Source organism: Martelella mediterranea DSM 17316, assembly GCF_002043005.1.
GTDB lineage: Bacteria > Pseudomonadota > Alphaproteobacteria > Rhizobiales > Rhizobiaceae > Martelella > Martelella mediterranea.
In genome coordinates this window covers 2,007,804-2,026,344 of sequence record NZ_CP020330.1, presented here as the reverse complement: position 1 = coordinate 2,026,344, position 18,541 = coordinate 2,007,804, and the positions used below count along the sequence as shown (strand labels likewise).

Annotated in this window: 16 protein-coding genes; 10 read left to right on the top strand and 6 right to left on the bottom strand. The window is 64.7% G+C overall.

Annotation, left to right across the window (positions count from 1 at the left end):
• Positions 1-4 precede the first annotated feature (4 nt).
• The 5 genes from Mame_RS09455 to Mame_RS09435 all read right to left on the bottom strand — a co-directional run bounded on the left by Mame_RS09455 (position 5) and on the right by Mame_RS09435 (position 5,609).
• Entirely contained in the window at positions 5-739 is a 735-nt protein-coding gene (locus Mame_RS09455; RefSeq protein ID WP_018062917.1) for a 4Fe-4S dicluster domain-containing protein, read from the bottom strand.
• Positions 736-3,675: a molybdopterin oxidoreductase family protein gene (locus Mame_RS09450; protein ID WP_018062918.1), complete on the bottom strand. Its 2,940-nt coding sequence runs from the start codon at positions 3,673-3,675 to the stop codon at positions 736-738. The genes Mame_RS09455 and Mame_RS09450 overlap by 4 nt, the downstream gene beginning before the upstream one ends.
• A gap of 54 nt (positions 3,676-3,729) precedes the next feature.
• On the bottom strand, positions 3,730-4,056 hold the full coding sequence (locus tag Mame_RS09445) for a DUF202 domain-containing protein (protein WP_018062919.1): 327 nt from the start codon (positions 4,054-4,056) through the stop codon (positions 3,730-3,732).
• A gap of 18 nt (positions 4,057-4,074) precedes the next feature.
• Positions 4,075-4,530, bottom strand: coding sequence for a YidH family protein (locus Mame_RS27510; RefSeq protein WP_210162214.1), 456 nt, complete (start codon positions 4,528-4,530; stop codon positions 4,075-4,077).
• 161 nt (positions 4,531-4,691) lie between these two features.
• Positions 4,692-5,609: a LysR substrate-binding domain-containing protein gene (locus Mame_RS09435; RefSeq protein ID WP_018062921.1), complete on the bottom strand. Its 918-nt coding sequence runs from the start codon at positions 5,607-5,609 to the stop codon at positions 4,692-4,694.
• A gap of 235 nt (positions 5,610-5,844) precedes the next feature.
• Between Mame_RS09435 and Mame_RS09430 the strand changes: the two genes are divergently transcribed.
• From Mame_RS09430 to Mame_RS09385, 10 genes are all read left to right on the top strand, one after another.
• Positions 5,845-6,279: an RbsD/FucU family protein gene (locus Mame_RS09430; RefSeq protein ID WP_018062922.1), complete on the top strand. Its 435-nt coding sequence runs from the start codon at positions 5,845-5,847 to the stop codon at positions 6,277-6,279.
• Between the two features lie 620 nt (positions 6,280-6,899).
• Positions 6,900-8,732: an ABC transporter permease gene (locus tag Mame_RS09425; protein ID WP_026173154.1), complete on the top strand. Its 1,833-nt coding sequence runs from the start codon at positions 6,900-6,902 to the stop codon at positions 8,730-8,732.
• A gap of 3 nt (positions 8,733-8,735) precedes the next feature.
• A complete protein-coding gene (locus tag Mame_RS09420) occupies positions 8,736-9,854 on the top strand; it encodes an ABC transporter ATP-binding protein (RefSeq protein WP_018062925.1) in 1,119 nt (372 codons plus the stop codon).
• A 28-nt stretch (positions 9,855-9,882) separates the two neighbouring features.
• Entirely contained in the window at positions 9,883-11,004 is a 1,122-nt protein-coding gene (locus tag Mame_RS09415) for an ABC transporter substrate-binding protein (protein ID WP_018062926.1), read from the top strand.
• Between the two features lie 66 nt (positions 11,005-11,070).
• Positions 11,071-12,171: an ABC transporter substrate-binding protein gene (locus Mame_RS09410; protein ID WP_026173155.1), complete on the top strand. Its 1,101-nt coding sequence runs from the start codon at positions 11,071-11,073 to the stop codon at positions 12,169-12,171.
• A 54-nt stretch (positions 12,172-12,225) separates the two neighbouring features.
• Positions 12,226-13,344, top strand: coding sequence for an ABC transporter substrate-binding protein (locus tag Mame_RS09405; RefSeq protein ID WP_026173156.1), 1,119 nt, complete (start codon positions 12,226-12,228; stop codon positions 13,342-13,344).
• A gap of 67 nt (positions 13,345-13,411) precedes the next feature.
• A complete protein-coding gene (locus tag Mame_RS09400) occupies positions 13,412-14,281 on the top strand; it encodes an inositol monophosphatase family protein (protein ID WP_018062929.1) in 870 nt (289 codons plus the stop codon).
• A gap of 70 nt (positions 14,282-14,351) precedes the next feature.
• A complete protein-coding gene (locus Mame_RS09395; protein ID WP_018062930.1) occupies positions 14,352-15,197 on the top strand; it encodes an inositol monophosphatase family protein in 846 nt (281 codons plus the stop codon).
• Complete coding sequence (locus tag Mame_RS09390) at positions 15,194-15,841, top strand: dual specificity protein phosphatase family protein (RefSeq protein ID WP_018062931.1); 648 nt, start codon at positions 15,194-15,196, stop codon at positions 15,839-15,841. The genes Mame_RS09395 and Mame_RS09390 overlap by 4 nt, the downstream gene beginning before the upstream one ends.
• On the top strand, positions 15,838-17,418 hold the full coding sequence (locus Mame_RS09385) for a metallophosphoesterase family protein (RefSeq protein WP_018062932.1): 1,581 nt from the start codon (positions 15,838-15,840) through the stop codon (positions 17,416-17,418). The genes Mame_RS09390 and Mame_RS09385 overlap by 4 nt, the downstream gene beginning before the upstream one ends.
• A 35-nt stretch (positions 17,419-17,453) precedes the next feature.
• On the opposite strand, the gene Mame_RS09380 is transcribed toward Mame_RS09385, so the two are convergent.
• Positions 17,454-18,473, bottom strand: coding sequence for a LacI family DNA-binding transcriptional regulator (locus Mame_RS09380; RefSeq protein ID WP_018062933.1), 1,020 nt, complete (start codon positions 18,471-18,473; stop codon positions 17,454-17,456).
• Between the last annotated feature and the right edge of the window lie 68 nt (positions 18,474-18,541).

Genomic DNA, 18,541 nt, shown 5'->3' with positions numbered 1-18,541 from the left:
GCGTCTACCTCGAAAGCATGCGGTCGACCCAGCCGAGAAAGCCGCCCTCTGGCGAAGCATCCTCAAGCGGCAGGGCATCCGTCGCGGTGGCGGCGTCGCGTCGCGGGCGCGGCGGCAGGTAGCGGTTGGTGGGGTTATAGCCAAGCTCGGGCATCAGCGCGACGCCGCCGCGTTCCTCCGAAAGCTTCGAGATCGCCGAATCCGGATCGCCGAAATCGCCGAAATGGCGCGCGCCGGTGGGACAGGCGGCGACGCAGGCGGGCACGCGATCCTCCTCGGCGAGGTTTTCATTGTAAATTCGGTCGACGCAGAGCGTGCATTTCTTCATCACGCCGACATCGACATCGAATTCCCGCGCGCCATAGGGACAGGCCCAGGAGCACAGCTTGCAGCCGATGCACTTGTCCTCGTCCACCAGCACGATGCCATCCGAGGCGCGCTTGTAGGACGCGCCGGTGGGACAGACCGTGACGCAGGCCGGCGTCTCGCAATGCAGGCATGAGCGCGGGAAATGGATGGTGGAACCGCCCTTCGGCGTATCCTGCTCATAGGTGTGGACGCGGTTGAAGAACACCCCGTCCACCTTGTCGGCATAGGGGTTGAGATCGGTCAGCGGCGCCATGTGGCCGCCCGCATTCCATTCCTTGCAGGAGGTGACGCAGGCATTGCAGCCGACACAGGTATCGAGATCGATCGCGAGACCGAGCTTGCGGTCGGTCTTTTCGGGAAGACAGGTCATTTCGCGCGCTCCTTGTGTGGGTGGCCCGGCCTGAATTCCGCACCGTAGGTGAGCTTGTCGGGTCCCTCGGAAAGGCCCGGCGGCAATTCGACGGGCGGTTCCAGAGGCTCGGTGCTCCCGGCCTCTTCCGGCGTGCATTTGATCAGGCGGATGCGCAGGTCGAACCAGGCGGCCTGCCCGGTCACCGGGTCCGAATTGGAGAACCGGCGGCCAGTGGCATCCGGCGGCAGCAGTTCGGTAATGGCATGGTTCAGCAGGAAGCCACGATTTGATTCGCCGGCATTTTCGTGCAGACCCCAGGTTCGCCGCCGCTTGCCGATTGCGTTCCAGGTCCACACCGTCTGCGGGTTCACGCCCTCCACCAGCGAAATCTGCCCGCGCACCCTTCCGTGCGGGCTTTCGATCCAGACCCAGTCGTCATCCACGAGGTTCAGGCTTGCGGCGAGATCGCGATGTACGAACAGCTTGTTCTGGTTCATCACCTGCCGCAGCCACGCATTCTGCGAGCCCCAGGAATGGTACATGAACATCGGCCGCTGCGTCAGCGCGTGGATCGGGTAGTCATCCGCCGAAACCAGGCTCTGCTCAAGCGGCTCGGACCAGAATGGCAGCGGATCGAAATGGGTGGCGACGCGGTCGCGTTCGGCCTCGGGCGGCTGGATCGGGCCGTGGCCCTTCGCGGCAAGGCGGAAGCGCTGCAGCGGTTCGGAATAGATCTGGAAGATGATCGGTTCGGGTTTCGACAGAAAGCCGAACTGCACCGCCGTCTCCAGATAGGCCTTGTTGGCCATCTTGTAGAAACGCTCTTCCGGCCTGAAATCGTGATGCCAGAAGCCGCCATGTTCGATATAGCGCTTGAGCTGGTTCCTGTTCGGCGCACCGCGGCCGTGCTGGTCGCCGTTCTCGCCGCGCCAGCCGGCAAGCGGACCGATGCCGGGGCTGCGTTCATGGTTCACGATGTAATCGGCATAATCGCGATATTTCGCGCTGCCATCCTCGTTGACGAAACCCGGAAGCCCCAGCCGCGCGCCGATATCGATCAGCACCGACTGGAAGCCGCGCACGTCGCGGTCGGGTTCGAGAACCGGGTGGCGGATCGCATCGCCCGGCCCGTCCGCATGGCTGATCGGCCGGTCGAGCAGGCTGATGCAGTCGTGGCGTTCCAGATAGGTCGTATCCGGCAGCACCAGATCGGCATAGGAAACCGTCTCGGAATGATAGGCGTCGGAATAGATGATGAACGGGATCTTGTACTCGCCGTTCTCGTCCTTCGCCGTCAGCATCCGCGTCGTCTCGGATGTGTTCATCGACGAGTTCCATGCCATGTTCGCCATGTAGAGAAACAGCGTGTCGATCGGATAGGGATCGCCCTCATAGGCGTTGCGGATCACCATATGCATCAGCCCGTGGGCGGAGAACGGCGCCTGCCAGGAATAGGCCTTGTCGATGCGCACGGGCCCACCATTCTCATCCACCAGCAGGTCGGCGGGATCGGTGACGAAGCCGAGCGGCGCGCCGCCAAGCGGCGTGTTCGGCTTGCCGCCATCCTTGCCGGCAGGTTTCAGCGGCGGCGGCACCGGCTTCGGATAGGGCGGCTTGTAGCGAAAGCCGCCGGGCACATCGACGGTTCCAAGCAGAACCTGAAGCAGGTGAAGGGCGCGACAGGTGTGAAAACCGTTGGAATGGGCCGAGATGCCGCGCATGGCGTGCATCGAGACCGGGCGGCCCTTCATCGTCTTGTGCTCGCGGCCCGCCCAGTCGGTCCAGGCGACGGGGATCTCGATTTCCTCCTCGAAGGCGACCTTCGCCAGTTCCGCCGCGATGCGACGGATGGTGTCGGCGGGTACGCCGCACTTGTCGGCAACCGCATCCGGCGCGTAGTCCTTCGACAGATAGCGCTCGGCGAGAAGCTGGAAGGCAGGGCTGACGGTGCGGCCCAGCGCCTGAAAGGTGCCGGTCAGCGCCGGCGCGATCGCCGGATCGCTGGAAATCGCGGTTGTGCCTTTCTCGCGCTCCCAGCTCAGGATATTGCCGTCGCCATCGCGCAGGAACAGGCCGTCATCGGCGGCCCCCTCGTCGCGAATGACCAGTTGGTGCAGATTGGTGTAGCGGATCAGGTAATCGAGATCGACCTTGCCTGCGCGCAGCAGCTCATGCACCAGCGCCAGCACAAACAGCCCGTCCGTGCCCGGGCGGATGCCGATCCATTCATCCGCGATCGCGTTATAGCCGGTGCGACAGGGATTGACGCCCACCACCTTGGCGCCATTGGCCTTGAGCTTGCCGAGGCCGATCTTGATCGGATTGGAATCATGGTCCTCGGCGACGCCGAACAGCATGAAATATTTCGAGCGCTCCCAGTCGGGCTCGCCGAATTCCCAGAACGCGCCGCCGATGGAATAGAGGCCGGCCGCGGCCATATTGACCGAACAGAAGCCGCCATGGGCGGCGAAATTCGGCGTGCCGAACTGCGTCGCCCACCAGCCGGTCAGCGATTGCGACTGGTCGCGGCCGGTGAAGAAGGCGAGCTTCTTCGGGTCCGTGGAACGGATGCGGGCAAGCCGCTCGGTGACGATAGAGAGCGCTTCGTCCCACTCGATCTCGCGGTATTCGCCCTTGCCGCGCGGCCCGGTGCGCAACAGCGGCTTCCTGAGCCGCGCCGGGCTGTAGTGCTGCATGATGCCGGCGCTGCCCTTGCCGCACAACACGCCGCGATTGACCGGATGGTCCTTGTTGCCGCTGATGTAGCGCACCTTGCCATCGCGGATATGGACGTCGATCCCGCAGCGACAGGCGCACATGTAGCAGGTGGTCTTCGCCACATGGTCGCCGACCTTGGGGGAGGTGACGACGCCATCGCCCTCATCCGGGGCGGCACTGTCACGCAGGGCTTGCTGCGATGGGGCGGCGTTCGCCCCGCGATCATTGCGCACCATCTGAGGCTCCTTCAAGTGTGGGAACGGTCGGAAACGATGGGGATGCCGCCGTGGTCAGCGAACGACGATCATCAGGAGCGTGAGCGCTCCCAGCAGAGCGACAGAGATGCCGGTGATCAGCACTTCCTGTCGCGGCGCGAGGTGAAGCGGCAGCGGACGCAGACGCAGCAGACGCGTACGCCTCATCCCGGTCAGCACCATCATGATGGCAAGCGCCATGGCGAAGCTGCCGCCAAGGATTGAGAGCAGGCCCGGCGTCCCGCCCTCGCGCAGAAGCAGCAGTCCACCATTGATGGCAACCACCAGCGCGGTGCGCACCCAGGAGAGGTCCGTCCGCTCGGGCTGCAATCCGGGTCGGCCGGGGATGAGACGTTCGCTCATGAGCCTGTCCTTTCCCGATCACAGCAGACCTCCGCTGACGAGCGCGGTGATCCCGGCGAGACTGCCGGTCAAGATGATGAGGCCGGACAGGAACCAGATGGCCGTGCCGCCGGGCAGCGGCGCGTCATGCGACATGGCCCGCTGGACGCTGTGCCAGCGCCAGGTCGCATAGACGATCGCCACGAGGCCGGCTGAAGCCAGCGCGATGCCGAAGAGCTTGTCGGGGTCGAGGCCGGTCAGCGGTTTGGCGAAATGCATCAGCCCCACCGCGCCGGCCAGAAGCGCCAACGCCGTGCGCACCCAGGCAAGGAAGGTCCGTTCATTGGCAAGCGTGAAGCGGTAGTCGGGCTCATGGCCTTCGGGCGGGAATTGCGGCCCGGTCAAGGCGCTGCCCGCATCCGGGCTTTCGACCCTATGATCGGCCTGCGGTTTGATACCTTCGTGACTGGCGTTGCGCATTGTCGGCTTCCTCATCCGGAATTCCGGTTAGCGCAAAGGTAGAGAAGCCGGGCAAGGCGGTCCAATACTGTGATCGGATGCAATCGATCTGGATTCAAGATGGATTGCGGACACGAAATCCGGTCCACCGATCATTTATGGGAGGCATCGCCCATACATCGCGCCGAGCCTAGGGCTCAACCCTGCCCTTCGGCCTCCGCGTCATTGACCGCTTCGACAATGCCAAGCTGGCTCAGGAACGCTGTCACCGCCCGGGTCGGACGGCGGGCTGCGAGGCGCAGGGCGATGAACTGGCGTTCGGGCAATTCGATCGGGACATGGTGCAGCAGGCCGGCCTCCAGGCTGGGCGCCGCGACCGAAGCCGACATCGCCGCCGCCCCGAGCCCGGCTTCGGCGGCCGCGCGCACCGCTTCATTGGACGGCAGTTCCATCGCGATGCGGAAACCCGCCACATCCGCACCCATGGCAAGGGCTGCGTGTTCGAAGGCGGAGCGCGTGCCGGATCCGGTCTCGCGCCGCACCCAGTCGCTTTCCGACATTTTCGCGGGATCGAGCCGCTTCAGCCCCGCCCAGGGATGATCGGGCGCGACGACGACGATCAGCCGGTCGGCGGCGACGGGGTGACAGACAAGTTGCGGATGCGCGACCTCGTCCTCGACGAAGCCGAGCTCCACCGCCCCCGTCAGCACCGCGTCTGCGACCTGCTGGGTATTCTCGATCTTCATGCGCAGGTTGATGCCGGGATGGGCGCGGCGGAAGGCGGCAAGCCGAGCCGGCAGCCAGTAGCTCGCGATCGTCTGGCTCGCCTCGACCAGCAGCGTCCCGCGCAAAAACGTGCTGAACTCGCTCAGCGCCAGTTCGGCGCGCTCCACCTGCCCGAGGATCGCGCTCGCTTCGGCAAGCAAGGCGCGGCCGGCCTCGGACAGTTCGATCCGCCGCCCGACGCGGTAGAAAAGCTGCACGTCATAGCGCGCCTCGAGCTGGGCGATCGCGTGGCTGGCCGCAGACTGGGCGATATTGAGTGCCTGCGCCGCCTGCGTGACATGCTGCCGCTCGGCCACTTCGACAAAGATGCGCAATTGCTCGAAGGTCATCGCGGCTCCCCGCCTGAGCAGAAAGTCGTTTCCTTCCCGCAACTTGGCTTTTGTTTTTGTGGCACTATAGCTGCGGGACATGGGATAGGCAAACGGCGCAAAACGTCGTGAAATCGCGCAGGCGTGGACCGTCTTGCTTTCGGATCGGGCAAGCCATAAGACAGGCCGATGGGCTCTTTTCCACGGCGACAATTCGAGCGTGGGCCCGCAACCCGCTGCCCTGAAAGGAAACCTGATGCTGAAAGGGATTGACCCGCTTCTCGGACCCGACCTGCTGCACGTGCTCGCCATGATGGGTCATGGCGACGAGATCGTGATCGTGGACGCCAATTTCCCCGCTGCCTCCGTTGGCGAGCAGACCGTCTACGGCTCGGCGCTTTCGATCGGCTGCGACGCGCTTCAGGCTCTGTCGGCGATCACGTCCTTGCTGCCGCTCGATGAGTTCGAGCCCGACCCCGTCCTCACCATGCAGGTGGTTGGCGAACCCCAAACCGTGCCGCCGGTGATCGCTGAGTCCATGCCGACGCTCGACGCCCTTGGCCACAAGCCGGTCGGGCTGGAACGGTTCGCCTTCTACGAGCGCGCCAAGGAGGCATTTGCCGTGGTCCAGTCCAGCGAAATGCGCCCCTACGGCAATTTCATCCTGCGCAAGGGCGTGATCTTCGCCTGACCGCCGGCGCGGCACAAGCGCCGCGCCAACAGCTTTGCCTCTCACCCGCCCTTGAACCGCGGGGAGAACGCGAAAGCCACCAGCCCGCACCTAATAGACAAGTCATGGCGGCCGGAACGTAGCCTGGAATCAGTATCGGCACGTCGGTCATCAGGGCCGCTTTCTTCCAGAAAAACGGACGCGAGCGTATATCGCCGCGCCTCCCGGCTGCTCGGAACGCGCCGGCCCGGGCCGCCCATGCTTTCGGCAAGCGAGGCATTACGCGCCAATTTCCCAACCGTCTGCCTCGCCATTCGCTTGCCGAACGAGTAGCATTCGTAGTTATGCACATATGTGCATTATTATCTCATCATAGTTTCTAGAGTTATAGAAAATATAATTTTATCAGTTATTTAGCTGATATTTTTTATTGCACTTGCGTGTTATATTTATAATTTTCCCTTTGACTCTCCTGGAAAATGCTGCAAGCGTGGGCATCAGATCGTCGATCCACGGCCATATCGCCTTCCGCGATGCACGGGAGTGCAAACAGGAAAGCCCACAGATGGCAGGTGGCGGCGAGCACGGGAGGAGAGATATGAAACAGATTATGCGACCGCTGCGCATGCGGGGTTTGCGCAATGAGTAACGCCGCGGAGCCAATTGGCCGACCGGCCCGGTCGAGCTGGACCACACGACTGAAATACCGAACCCGGATCGCCATGCGGGAACCGACCACGGTGATCGGCCTGTTGATGGCGGCCCTGTTCACCTATCTGATCGTCGTTCCGATTATCTCGATCCTGCTTGACGCGGTACAGACGCAGTTCGGCGATTCACGCCGCACCGATACAGCTGTCGGTGAGTGGACCAGCTATTACCTGCACAGGACCTTCTTCTCTCCGGTCGCCCGCGACATGTTCTGGGAGCCTTTGCGAAACACGCTCAGCGTCGCCTTCGGCGCGATCATCGTATCGGTGATCGTCGGCGGCATCCTTGCCTGGCTGATCAGCCGCACCGACATGTTTGCCCGGCGCTGGTTCGCCACGGCTCTGATTGTGCCCTACATGCTGCCGGCGTGGACCTTCGCGCTGGCCTGGACCACGCTGTTCAAGAACCGCACGGTCGGCGGCCAGCAGGGCTGGGTCGAGGCGATGGGTTTCTCGCCGCCGGACTGGCTGGCTTACGGCCAGGTGCCGATCACCGTCATCCTGGCGCTGCACTATACCCCCTTCATCATTTTGCTGTTCGGCAGCGCGCTCCGTCGCTTCGACAGCCAGCTTGAGGACAGCGCGCGCATGCTGGGCGCCAGCCGCGGCCGGATCGCCTGGTCGATCGTGCTGCCGCTGATGAAGCCGGCGCTGATTTCGGCGATCGTGCTGATCTTCGCAAAATGCCTCGGCGAGTTCGGCGTCGCCTATGTGCTGGGCCTGCCGGTGAAGTTCGACGTGCTCGCCACCTCGCTCTACCGCAATCTCGGCTCGCGCCAGACCGGCGTTGCCGGCGTGCTGGCCGCCTCGATCATGATCCTCGGCATCATGACTCTGCTCATCGACGCCTATCTGATCCGCGAGGCGCGCCGGTTCGTGACCGTGGGCTCCAAGGGCTCGATGAACCGGTTGAGCCGGTTGCGCGGCTTGCGCTTGCCGGCAACCGGCTTCGCCGCCTTCATCTTCCTGATCAGCGTCGGCCTGCCGGTCCTGACCCTGTTCCTGTCCACCGTCATGCATGTTCCGGCCCGCTTTACCTGGGACAATTTCACGCTGGATTACTGGCTCGGCACCAATCTGGACACGGTCGCGCTGCAGCAGGGCATTCTGTTGACGCCGGAACTGTGGAGCGCGGCCTGGAACACGCTGTGGATCGTCGGCTCGGCCTCGGTCGTCTCGGGCCTGCTTGGCCTGCTCGTGGGCTATGCCGTGGTTCGTACGCCGCTGCGCCCGCTTGGCAGTTTTCTCAGGCAGGTGACCTTCTTTCCCTATCTGGTGCCGGGCATCGCCTTCGCGGCCGCCTATCTGTCGCTGTTCGCCGTGCAGCGCGGCCCGATACCGGCGCTTTACGGCACGATGGCGATCCTGATCCTGGCGCTGATTGCCGACCAGATGCCCTATGCCTCGCGCGCCGGCATCTCGGCGATGATGCAGCTCGGCAAGGAGCCGGAGGAGGCCGCGCAGGTCGCGGGATCGGGTTGGTTCCACCGCATGACCCGCATCGTCGTGCCGATCCAGAAGGGCTCGCTGGTCACCGGCGTGCTGCTGCCGTTCATCTCCGGCATCAAGGGGCTCAGCCTGTTCGTGGTGCTGGCCGTGCCTTCCACCGACGTGCTGACGACCTATTCGCTGCGGCTCGTCGACTACAACTACACCCAGGCCGCCAATGCGGTGGTCCTGATCGTCGCGGGGCTCGCCTATTTCGGCACGCTCGCAGCACAGAAACTTACCAAGACAAATCTCGCCGAAGGCCTGGGAGGATAAGCCATGCCGGGAATTACGCTGAAGAACATCAAGAAGAGCTACGGCGCCTATGAGGCGATCCACCAACTGGACCTTTCGGTCGCCGATGGAGAGTTCCTCTGCCTGCTCGGCCCCTCGGGTTGCGGCAAGACCACGACGCTCAGGATGATCGCGGGGCTGGAGAACCTCTCCAGCGGCGAACTGGCCGTGGGCGACCGCGTCGTCGACTGCCCCGAGACGGCCACCTTCATCGCGCCCGAAAAGCGCGGCATGGGGCTGGTGTTCCAGAGCTACGCGCTGTGGCCGCACCTGACCATCGAGCAGAATGTCGAATTCGGCCTCAAGCTGCGCAAAGTGGCCAAGGCCGAGCGCCAGAAGCGCACCGCCGAGGTGATGGAGGCGCTCGGCATCGGCAAGTACGGCAAACGCTACCCCTCGCAGCTTTCGGGCGGCCAGCAGCAGCGCGTGGCGCTCGCCCGCATGCTGGCGGTGAACCCGAGCGTGCTGCTTCTCGACGAACCGCTGTCGAACCTCGACGCCCGCCTGCGCCTTGAAATGCGGGCGGAACTGAAGCGCATCCACACCCAGTTCTCGACCACCATCGTGTTCGTCACCCACGACCAGTGGGAAGCGATGACGCTTGCCGACACGATCGCGGTGATGAACGAGGGCACGCTGCAGCAATTGGGCACACCGGACGACATCTACGAGCGACCCGCAAACCGCTTCGTCGCCGAATTCGTGGGCTCGCCGCCGATCAACATCCTCGACTTCGAGCGCAAGGACGAACTGGTCCAGACCGTGATGCGCTTTCTTGCCAGGCGTCATCCCGAGATTTCCGGCATCGGCTCGGTCGGTATCCGGCCCGAGGCGATTTCGCTGGTCGCCGGCAAGGACGACCTCGCCGACAGCGATTTCGGCGCGCCGGCGCGGGTGGCCGCGATCCTGCCCACCGGCGGAAGCTGGATCATCGAGCTCGAGACCGGCAACGAGGTGATCTTCATGAATACCCACGTCGCGCCAGACGTGCGCGAGGGCGACCGGATGTATTTCCGCGTTCCGGCGCGCGCGCTCAACGTCTTCGACGCCAGGGGCGACCGTATCCGCGCGGCGGACGAGGTTCTGGCCGCGGCCGCCGCTTAAACCACTGTTTCAAAGGGAGGAGAACCATTTGACGATCAAACTGAAAACCACCACTGCGCTTGTCGCCCTGGCCATCGGCATCGCGCTGGGAGGCGCGGCAACGGCCGAGGAAAGTGACTTCGATCTCGACGCCCTCGTCGAGGCCGCACGCGCCGAACCGCCGATCACCGTCTATGCGGTCACCGGCAAGATCGTGCGCACCGCCGAGGCCTTCACCGAGGCCTACGGCGTCGAGGCCACCGGCAAGAAAGTGAACGAGGCCGACCAGATCGACCTGATGATCCGCGAATACCAAGCCGGCAACATTGTCGGCGATCTGAGCGTTGCCGCCGATGTCGGCTCGATCATGGCGCAGTTGATCCCGGAAGGCATCGTCACTAGCTGGCTGCCGCCGGACCTTGCGGGCAACATTCCAGAAGGCCAGCAGGACCCGCTGGTCGTGGTCTCGGACCCGCATGTCTGGGCCTATTCCACCGAGGCCTATGATGCCTGCCCGGTCGACAATATCTGGGCTCTGACCGAGCCGGAATGGCACGGCAAGGTCGCCATGCTCGACCCGCTGGTGAAGCCCAACTACGCCGACTGGTTCAACCAGCTCGAGACCCATCACGACGACGCCATGGCGGAGGCCTACGAGGCCCATTTCGGCAAGCCGATCGATCGGTCGGAGGAAAGCGCAACCCAGCAATGGGTGCGGATGTATGGCGAGAACGCGCCGCTTCTGGGCGACAGCACGTCGGTGGCTGAAGCCGTGGGCGCGGTCGGGCAGGCAGAACCATTCTTCGGTATCATGTCCACCGCCAAGTTCCGCTCCAACGAGAGCGGCGAAACCGCGCTCGGCATTTGCGGCGGCATGCAGCCCTTTGCCGGCTGGCTCTATCCGGGTCTCGCCGTGATGGCTTCCGGCACCGACAGCCCGAACGCGGCGAAGCTGTTCGTCCACTACCTGCTCAGCGAAGAGGGCATCGCGCCGATGTCGGTCGACGGCAAGGTCTCGTCCAACGCCGCCGTGCCGGCCAATCCGGAGGAGGTATCGGGTGTCGCGGACTACATGGACGAATTGATGGTGTACGACACCGCCACCGCGGCGGAAGACTTCGACAAACGCCAGGACTGGCAGGACTTCTGGCGTATTCACTACAGCCGATAAATGCCCGCCCGCCGGAGGAGCGGGCCGCAACCATTTCAACGGGAGGAGAGGAAAGACATGAGACTGATGATGTTGAAAGCCACCGGCGCGATCGCCCTTTGCCTGACGGCTATGGGCGCTCAGGCCGAGGAATTCGATCTCGACGTGCTGATCGAGGCGGCGAAGGGAGAGCCGCAACTGACCGTGTTCGACAGCACCGGCAAGATCGTGACCATGGCGGAGAACTTTTCCGCGAAATACGGCGTTGACGCGGTCGGCCAGAAGGTCAAGGCCCACGCTCAACTCGAAATGATGGCGCGCGAGGCGATGGCCGGAAACGTGCAGGGCGACGTCTCGATCATCTCGGATGCGCCGGCGGCAATTGCAGAACTATTGCCCAACGACTTCGCGGTGAGCTGGGTGCCGCCGGACCTCGCCGACGCGATCGAGGCGCGTTACCAGGACCCGCTGGTCGTGGTCACCATGGCCAATGTCTGGACCTATAACACCGAGCTCTATGATACCTGCCCGGTCTCGAATGTCTGGGAACTGACGCAGCCGGAATGGCACGGCAAGGTCGCCATGCAGGACCCGCTGAACAAGTCGGTCTACACCGACTGGTTCAACCAGATGGAATCCCATGGCAATGACGCGCTCGCCGCCGCCTATGCGGACTTCTTCGGCAAGCCGATCGACACCTCAGAGCAAAGCGCGACCGAGCAATGGGTCGCCATGCTGGCGGCCAACGCGCCGCTTCTGGGCAGCTCCGACAGCAACGCGGCGGAGGCAGTGGGCGCGCCCGGCCAGAAGGAAGGTTTCATGGGCCTGATGAGTTCGGCCAAGTACCGCGACAATGCGGATTCCGGCTACAAGCTCGGCCTCTGCAAGGGCATTGAGCCCTGGCTCGGCTTCACCAATGCCGGCGTCGGCCTGATCGCCGCCGGTACCGACAGCCCGAACGCGGCGAAGCTTTTCATCCACTACGTGATGACGGCCGAAGGCATTGCTCCGCAGGCCGACGACGGCAAGAAGTCCGCCAATACCGAGGTGTCCCTGCCCGACGACGAGCCTTCGGGCATCGGCGCCGCCTGGGACCAGTTGCTGACCTACGACCTTTCCACCGCCGCCGAGGACTACGACACCCGGCAGGACTGGCAGGATTTCTGGCGCCTGAACTACAGCCGATAGACAAAACGGCCGGGCGCACCGCCGCCCGGCCATCACAAGGGGAGGAGACCCGAAATGAAGAGATTGACCCAGATGCAAACGAGCATCACCGCCCTGGCACTCGCCGCCGCGTTGGCAACGCCGGCCCTTGCACAGGATTTCAACCTCGATGCGCTTGTCGAGGCGGCAAAGGGAGAGCCGCAGCTCACCGTCTATGACAGCACCGGCAAGATCGTCGAGATGGCCGAGGCCTTCTCCGACAAGTACGGCATCGACGCCATCGGCCAGAAGGTCAGCGCGACCTCGCAGCTCGAAATGGTGATCCGGGAATCGCAGGCCGGCAACGTTCAGGGCGACGTTCTGATGATCACCGACGCCCCGGCGGCGCTGGCCCAGTTGATACCGGAAAATTTCATCTACAACTACCTGCCGCCCGACATGGCCGAGGTTATCCCGGAAAGCTATCAGGACCCGTTGACGGTGACCACGAATGCCAATGTGTTCGCCTATAATACCGAGGTCCATGATGCCTGCCCGGTGGACAACATCTGGGCGCTGACGGACCCGGAATGGAACCGTCGCTTCGCCATGATCGACCCGCTTTCGAAGTCGAGCTACACCGACTGGTTCAGCCAGATGGAAAGCCATCACGACGACGAGATCCGGGCCGCCTACGAGGCACACTACGGCAAGCCGCTCGAAACCGAGTTCGACAGCGCCACCAAGGCCTGGGTCGCGGCCATCGGGGCGAACGCGCCGCTGGTGACCGAAGGCGACGACAACACCTCCGCCGCCGTCGGCGCGCCCGGTCAGGAGAAGCCGTTCATCGGACTGATGTCTTCCGCCAAGTTCCGCGACGTCGCGGACAAGGGCTATGCGATGGCCATTTGCGACACGCTGGAGCCCTGGGTCGGCTGGACCTATTCCAAGCTGGCGCTGATCGCGACCGGCACCGACAGCCCGAACGCGGCCAAGCTGTTCGTGCACTACGTCCTGACCGAGGAAGGCATCGCGCCGCAGATGGTTGACGGCAAGGTGCCGACCAACACCACGATCGCCATGCCCGCGGACGAGCCATCCGGCATCGTCGACCTTTGGGACAACCTGCAGGCCTATGATTCCACGACCGGCCTGGAAGACTGGGACACCCGCCAGGACTGGCAGGATTTCTGGCGCATCCACTACAGCCGCTGATCTCCCAAGCCGCGAAACCCCGGGCCTTCGATGGGCCCGGGGACAGGACAATGAAGGACCAAACACGATGACCGCCATCGCCGAAACCGCGATCCCCTCCCCCGCCCGCCTGCGCGACGTCGCCGAAACCGTGGCGCGCGCGGCCGGAACACCGCTGACCCAGGTGTTTCGCGCCGACATGGCCGTGGACTACAAGGTCGACCTGCACGATCCGGTGACGGTGCATGACAAGCGCACCGAGGCAACAATCCGCGAGCATCTTCTGACCGAAGTCCCGCAGTCGGCCATTGTCGGCGAGGAAGGCGGCGAGATCGGCAAGGGGCCGGTCAAGTGGTTCGTCGATCCGATCGACGGCACCTCGAATTTCGCCGCGGGCCTTGCCTTCTGGTGCGTCTCGATCGGGGCCGTGGTCGATGGGAAGATCGTCGCCGGCGCTGTCTACGATCCGATGTCCGACACGATGTTTTCCGCCGATAGCGACGGCGCCTTTGTCAACGGCGCGCCGCTCCGCTGCCCTGAAGCCCGCGACGAGGCGCGCGCGACGCTGATTACCGGTTATCCGGTGCAGCGCGATTTCCGCCTTGAAGGCCGCGAGGCGGCATTGGCCGGGCTCGGCGATCTGATCTCCGCCTTCTCCTGCCTGCGCCGGCCCGGCAGCGCGGCGCTCAGCCTCTGCCATGTCGCGGCAGGCTGGGCGGATGCGGCGGCCGGTTTCGGCGTCAACGCCTGGGACGTCACCGCCGCGATCCTGATCCTGGAACGCGCCGGTGGCAGCTACCGCCCGCTGACGCTCGGCAAACAGCCGGACGGCGCGCCGGCGCATCATTGCCCGGGTTACGTCGCCCACGGCCCCGGCAGCCGCTTTCCGACGCTCGACCGGGTCGCAGACGCCATCGATTTCCGCCGCCGCGCAAGCGCCATGGCCCCGGCGCTATGACGTTCCGCGCTCCCGCACATGTCAAATTTCTGGCGCCAGCGCGCCGTCTCTTACACGGAGTCTCCCCTGCATGAGCCAAGCAGCCAAATCAGCAGACAAGCAGATCATCGATCGTGCCGAGCTGTGCCTTTCCATTGCCCAAAGCGCCGGCCGGATCGCGCTCGACGGTTTCCGCCGCCGCGAATCCGAAGAGATCGCGATGAAGGGATCGCAGGACTTCCTGACCGAGACCGACGCCGCCGTTGAAGCCCACCTGAAAGCACGCCTCGCCGAAGCCTTGCCGGAAGACGAATTCCTCGGCGAGGAAACCGGCGGCGCGGTTTCCGGACGCTCGGTCTGGGTCGTCGACCCGATCGACGGCACCGCCAACTTTGCCCGCGGAATCCCGCATTTCTGCATTTCGATCGCCTATGTGCGTGACGGCATTACCGAGATCGGCGCGATCTACGCTCCCGCGACGAAGGAGCTGTGGTTTGCCCGGCGCGGCGCGGGCGCGACCTGCAACGATCGGCCGATCCATGTCGCCGGAACCCGCAGCTTCTCCGCCGCCTGCCTGGAGCTCGGCTGGAGCAACCGCCGCCCGCAGAAGGATTATCTGACGGTCATGAACCGCTTGCTCGATTACGGCGCGAATGTCCGCCGCGCCGCCTCCGGCGCGCTGGGGCTTGCCTATGTTGCCGATGGCCGCTCGGACGGTTATGCCGAGCTGCACATGAATGCCTGGGATTGCCTCGCCGGACTGCTGCTGGTCGAGGAGGCCGGCGGCCGGGTCAGCGACCTGCCGGCAGATGGCCTCGGCCAGGGCGGCCCCGTGCTGGCCGTCGTGCCGGCGCTGGCCTCGGAAGTCAGCGCCGCGACCGGCATTCCGCTGGCATCGCTTTCGAACGAAACAGATCGCGCAAGGATGATCGCATGAACCACGCCAGCCCGATGCCCAAGTCGCCCCGCTATGACCGTCCCGAAATCAGCCTGATCGAGGAACGGCTGGAGCCCTATGGAATCGCCGTCTATGTCGGCGGCCGCGAGGGCATGTCGAACCTGCCGCTTTTACGCGAACACAACATCACGACCGTGGTGAACTGCGCCGTCAATCTCGACATCAACGTGGTCGACGCGCCCGATCCGGCAGTGGAAGAGGGCCATCTGACCTATGGCCACGGGGCCTACCGCTATTACAAGCTCGGCCTCGTCGATGGCGCCGGCAATGCCGAGACGATGATGCTCGCCGGCTATTACCAGTTGCTCGGCGCGCTGTCGCAGATCCTGCCCGACCGCGCCTCCTATCCACGTCGCGAACGCGGCAACGTGCTGGTGAACTGCCGGGGCGGCCGCAGCCGCTCGGTGGCGCTGGTGGCGCTGCTGCTGCACAAGCAGATGCCCGACCGCTACCCGACGCTTCAGGTCGCGCTCGACCATGTCCGAACGCGGCGCGAACTGCGCCCCGACGAATGGTTCGAGGCGCCCAAGCCGATGCTGGTCGAAGCCACCCGCAAGGCATCCGCCTGGATCGACCGGATCGACCATCGCGATCCTGAACAAGCCGACAGGGAGCCGCGATGATCCGCATCGCCGTCCTCGCCGATCCGCATCTGCATGACGTCCGCTTCGGCAGCGCCGCCGCCGAGGCGCCGTTCGTGCGCTCGCTGGCCGACAGCCTGCATTCCACGCGCATCTTCAACGAAAGCGAGGCGGCGTTTCGCGCGGCGCTCGATGCCGTCGTCGCCGAGGGAATCAGGCTCTGCATCATCGCCGGCGATCTGACGGATGACGGCCAGCCCGCGAACTGGCAGGCCGTCTCGGACCTTCTGGCAGACTACAGCCGGCTTCACGGCATCCGCTTCTTCGCCACGCCCGGCAACCACGACCAGTGGTCGATGACCGGCAAGCCGCTGGCGAAGAATTTCGTGGATCCGGTCGGAAATGTCGATGTGTACGCTGCCCCAGGGGCTGCGCCCGGAAAGGAAGCGCGTCCCTGTCCCGGCATGCGCATGGTCGGTTACGACGAGACCCTGCCCTATGCCGGCCAGTTCGGCTATCGCCCCCAGCCGTCAGACCTCTACTGGGAAACGCCCTTCGGCACATCGCCCGATATGGCGGATCGCAGGGCGCGGACCGCCGTTGAAGGCGGCGAGAGCGCCCTCATCAGCGACATGTCCTATCTGGTCGAGCCGGTCGAGGGGCTGTGGCTACTTTCCATCGACGCCAACGTCTATCTGCCGAATACGGACGGCGGCCATGACGACTGCAGCAAGGACGGCTGGAACGCTACGGTGCGGCACAAGCCCTATCTGCTCCACTGGATGCGCGATGTCGCCCGCCGGGCCAGAGCCGAAAACAAACGGCTCGTCGCCTTTTCGCACTACCCCGTCGCGGATATCTTTCGTGGGCTGACGGCGGCGCTCGAGACCCTGCCCGGCTCGCGCGCCGGCGCGCGCCGGATGCCGACGCCCGATGTAGCCGCCGCCATAGCGGCCACCGGCCTTCCGCTCCATTTCAGCGGCCACTGGCATGTGGATGCCACCGCCGCCGAAGCCGGGCTTGTCAACGTCTCCGTTCCCTCGACCGTCGCCTATCCGCCCGGCTGGAAGTGCCTCGAGATCGGCTCCGGGGGCATGGACATATCGGACCGCGCTGTTTCCGACGCCCCCGGTTTCGACGCGTGGTTCGCCCGCTATGTCGCCGAGGCGGATCGGACAGACCAGGATGGTTCGATCCTGTCCGTCGCGGATTACCGCGAGTTTCTGGACCGCCACTTCCGCGCAATCGTTCTTGAACGCCGCCTGCCGGAGGACTGGCCGCCGCAGATGCAGGCCATGGCCCGATCCGCGCGCCTGCCCGAGATCGCCGACCTTCTGTCGCTTCCGCAAGCCGGGCTTCCCGCCATTGCCGTCGCCGATATCCTCGTCGACTGGTACCGCCTGCGCGAGGCCGGCGGGGGTGCTGCGGCCGGCATCTCGAAAGAGCGCCGCGCGCTTTATGCTGAACTTGCGCGAAGCTGCGCCGGGATGGATTTTCCGGAAGGCTCCGACGCCGCGATCCTCGCCGTTTTTCTGCGCACGCTCGGCCTACTTCTGACCGGAAATGACGCGAAAAGGACGGCGCTCGATCGGCTGAGGGAGGCCTTCGTGCCGTGCTAGAGCGACTACGCCTATGCGTTAACGGCGCCCTCGCTCTATCCCATTCGCACGGTCTTGCGCCAAACCGGCAGGGCCTCGAAAGCGGAATCGCTACCGCTGGTATCAGACGTCAGGATCTCGGCAATGCGCGCCACCATCTCGTCCATGGGCTGGCGGAACGTGGTGAGTTCATAGCCCGACCAGCGCGCCTGCGGCACATCGTCAAAGCCGATCACGCAAAGATCGCGCGGGATTTCGACGCCGAATATGGTGCGGGCGGCATCGATGAAGCCGAAGGCCAGAAGATCGGTCACGCAGAACACGCCGTCGGGCGGGTTCGACCGCCCGAGCAGCACGCGCGCGGCCTCCTGCCCGGTGTCATAGCTGGTGGGACCGACCCGGACGACATCGATCTCGACGCCGATCTCGGCGGCGGCGGCGGCGAAAGCGCTTTCGCGCGTGGTCATGGACGAGGTGCGCGCCTGCGAGGACACGCAGGCCAGACGCTTGCAGCCCGCCCGCCTGAGCAGCGCCAGGGCCTCGCGACACGCCGTGGCGTTGTCGATGCGGATGCGCTCGGCGCCCTCGGCATCGTCGTCGCGGTTGACCAGCACCACGCGCTGGCCGTTCGAAAGACAGCTCTGTACCAGTTTCGCTGGCGGCGAGCCGCTGAGCACGACCGAAGCCTCTGCACGGAAGTGCAAACTTTGCCTCAGCGCCTGGCTGACGCTATCATCGTCGCCGGCGGTATTGATCATCATCGCCACTTTGCCGTGAAGCTGAAGCTGGCGGGTGACCTTGTCGATCATCGCACTATGATAAGGCTGACCGACATCGGCCGCGATCAGGCACACGATCCGGGAGGGCTCGCCGACCAGACCACGCGCAAGGAGATTAGCATGATAGCCCAGTTCCTCTGCCGCTTTCAGCACCTTGCGCCGCGTGGCCGGGGCCACGCTGCCGGCGCCGGAAAAGGTGCGCGACACGGCCGAGCGGGAGACCCCGGCGCGTTCCGCCACCTCGTTGGCGCTGACGTAGGAAACCCTGTCGGCGCGCGGCGTCGTCGATCCGGTCATGCACAACCTTTGAAAATATCTGCACTCATGTTCATTCATCACCGTAATGCCTTGCCCCGCGCCGCTCA

What these genes read in the sequence shown, in the direction of transcription:
- Mame_RS09380 (WP_018062933.1), bottom strand. Translation starts at nt 18,473, where the DNA reads ATGACCGGATCGACGACGCCGCGCGCCGACAGGGTTTCCTACGTCAGC.
- Mame_RS09405 (WP_026173156.1), top strand. Translation starts at nt 12,226, where the DNA reads ATGAAGAGATTGACCCAGATGCAAACGAGCATCACCGCCCTGGCACTC.
- Mame_RS09425 (WP_026173154.1), top strand. Translation starts at nt 6,900, where the DNA reads ATGAGTAACGCCGCGGAGCCAATTGGCCGACCGGCCCGGTCGAGCTGG.
- Mame_RS09435 (WP_018062921.1), bottom strand. Translation starts at nt 5,609, where the DNA reads ATGACCTTCGAGCAATTGCGCATCTTTGTCGAAGTGGCCGAGCGGCAG.
- Mame_RS09400 (WP_018062929.1), top strand. Translation starts at nt 13,412, where the DNA reads ATGACCGCCATCGCCGAAACCGCGATCCCCTCCCCCGCCCGCCTGCGC.
- Mame_RS27510 (WP_210162214.1), bottom strand. Translation starts at nt 4,530, where the DNA reads ATGAGGAAGCCGACAATGCGCAACGCCAGTCACGAAGGTATCAAACCG.
- Mame_RS09410 (WP_026173155.1), top strand. Translation starts at nt 11,071, where the DNA reads ATGATGTTGAAAGCCACCGGCGCGATCGCCCTTTGCCTGACGGCTATG.
- Mame_RS09445 (WP_018062919.1), bottom strand. Translation starts at nt 4,056, where the DNA reads ATGAGCGAACGTCTCATCCCCGGCCGACCCGGATTGCAGCCCGAGCGG.
- Mame_RS09430 (WP_018062922.1), top strand. Translation starts at nt 5,845, where the DNA reads ATGCTGAAAGGGATTGACCCGCTTCTCGGACCCGACCTGCTGCACGTG.
- Mame_RS09420 (WP_018062925.1), top strand. Translation starts at nt 8,736, where the DNA reads ATGCCGGGAATTACGCTGAAGAACATCAAGAAGAGCTACGGCGCCTAT.
- Mame_RS09450 (WP_018062918.1), bottom strand. Translation starts at nt 3,675, where the DNA reads ATGGTGCGCAATGATCGCGGGGCGAACGCCGCCCCATCGCAGCAAGCC.
- Mame_RS09395 (WP_018062930.1), top strand. Translation starts at nt 14,352, where the DNA reads ATGAGCCAAGCAGCCAAATCAGCAGACAAGCAGATCATCGATCGTGCC.
- Mame_RS09455 (WP_018062917.1), bottom strand. Translation starts at nt 739, where the DNA reads ATGACCTGTCTTCCCGAAAAGACCGACCGCAAGCTCGGTCTCGCGATC.
- Mame_RS09390 (WP_018062931.1), top strand. Translation starts at nt 15,194, where the DNA reads ATGAACCACGCCAGCCCGATGCCCAAGTCGCCCCGCTATGACCGTCCC.
- Mame_RS09385 (WP_018062932.1), top strand. Translation starts at nt 15,838, where the DNA reads ATGATCCGCATCGCCGTCCTCGCCGATCCGCATCTGCATGACGTCCGC.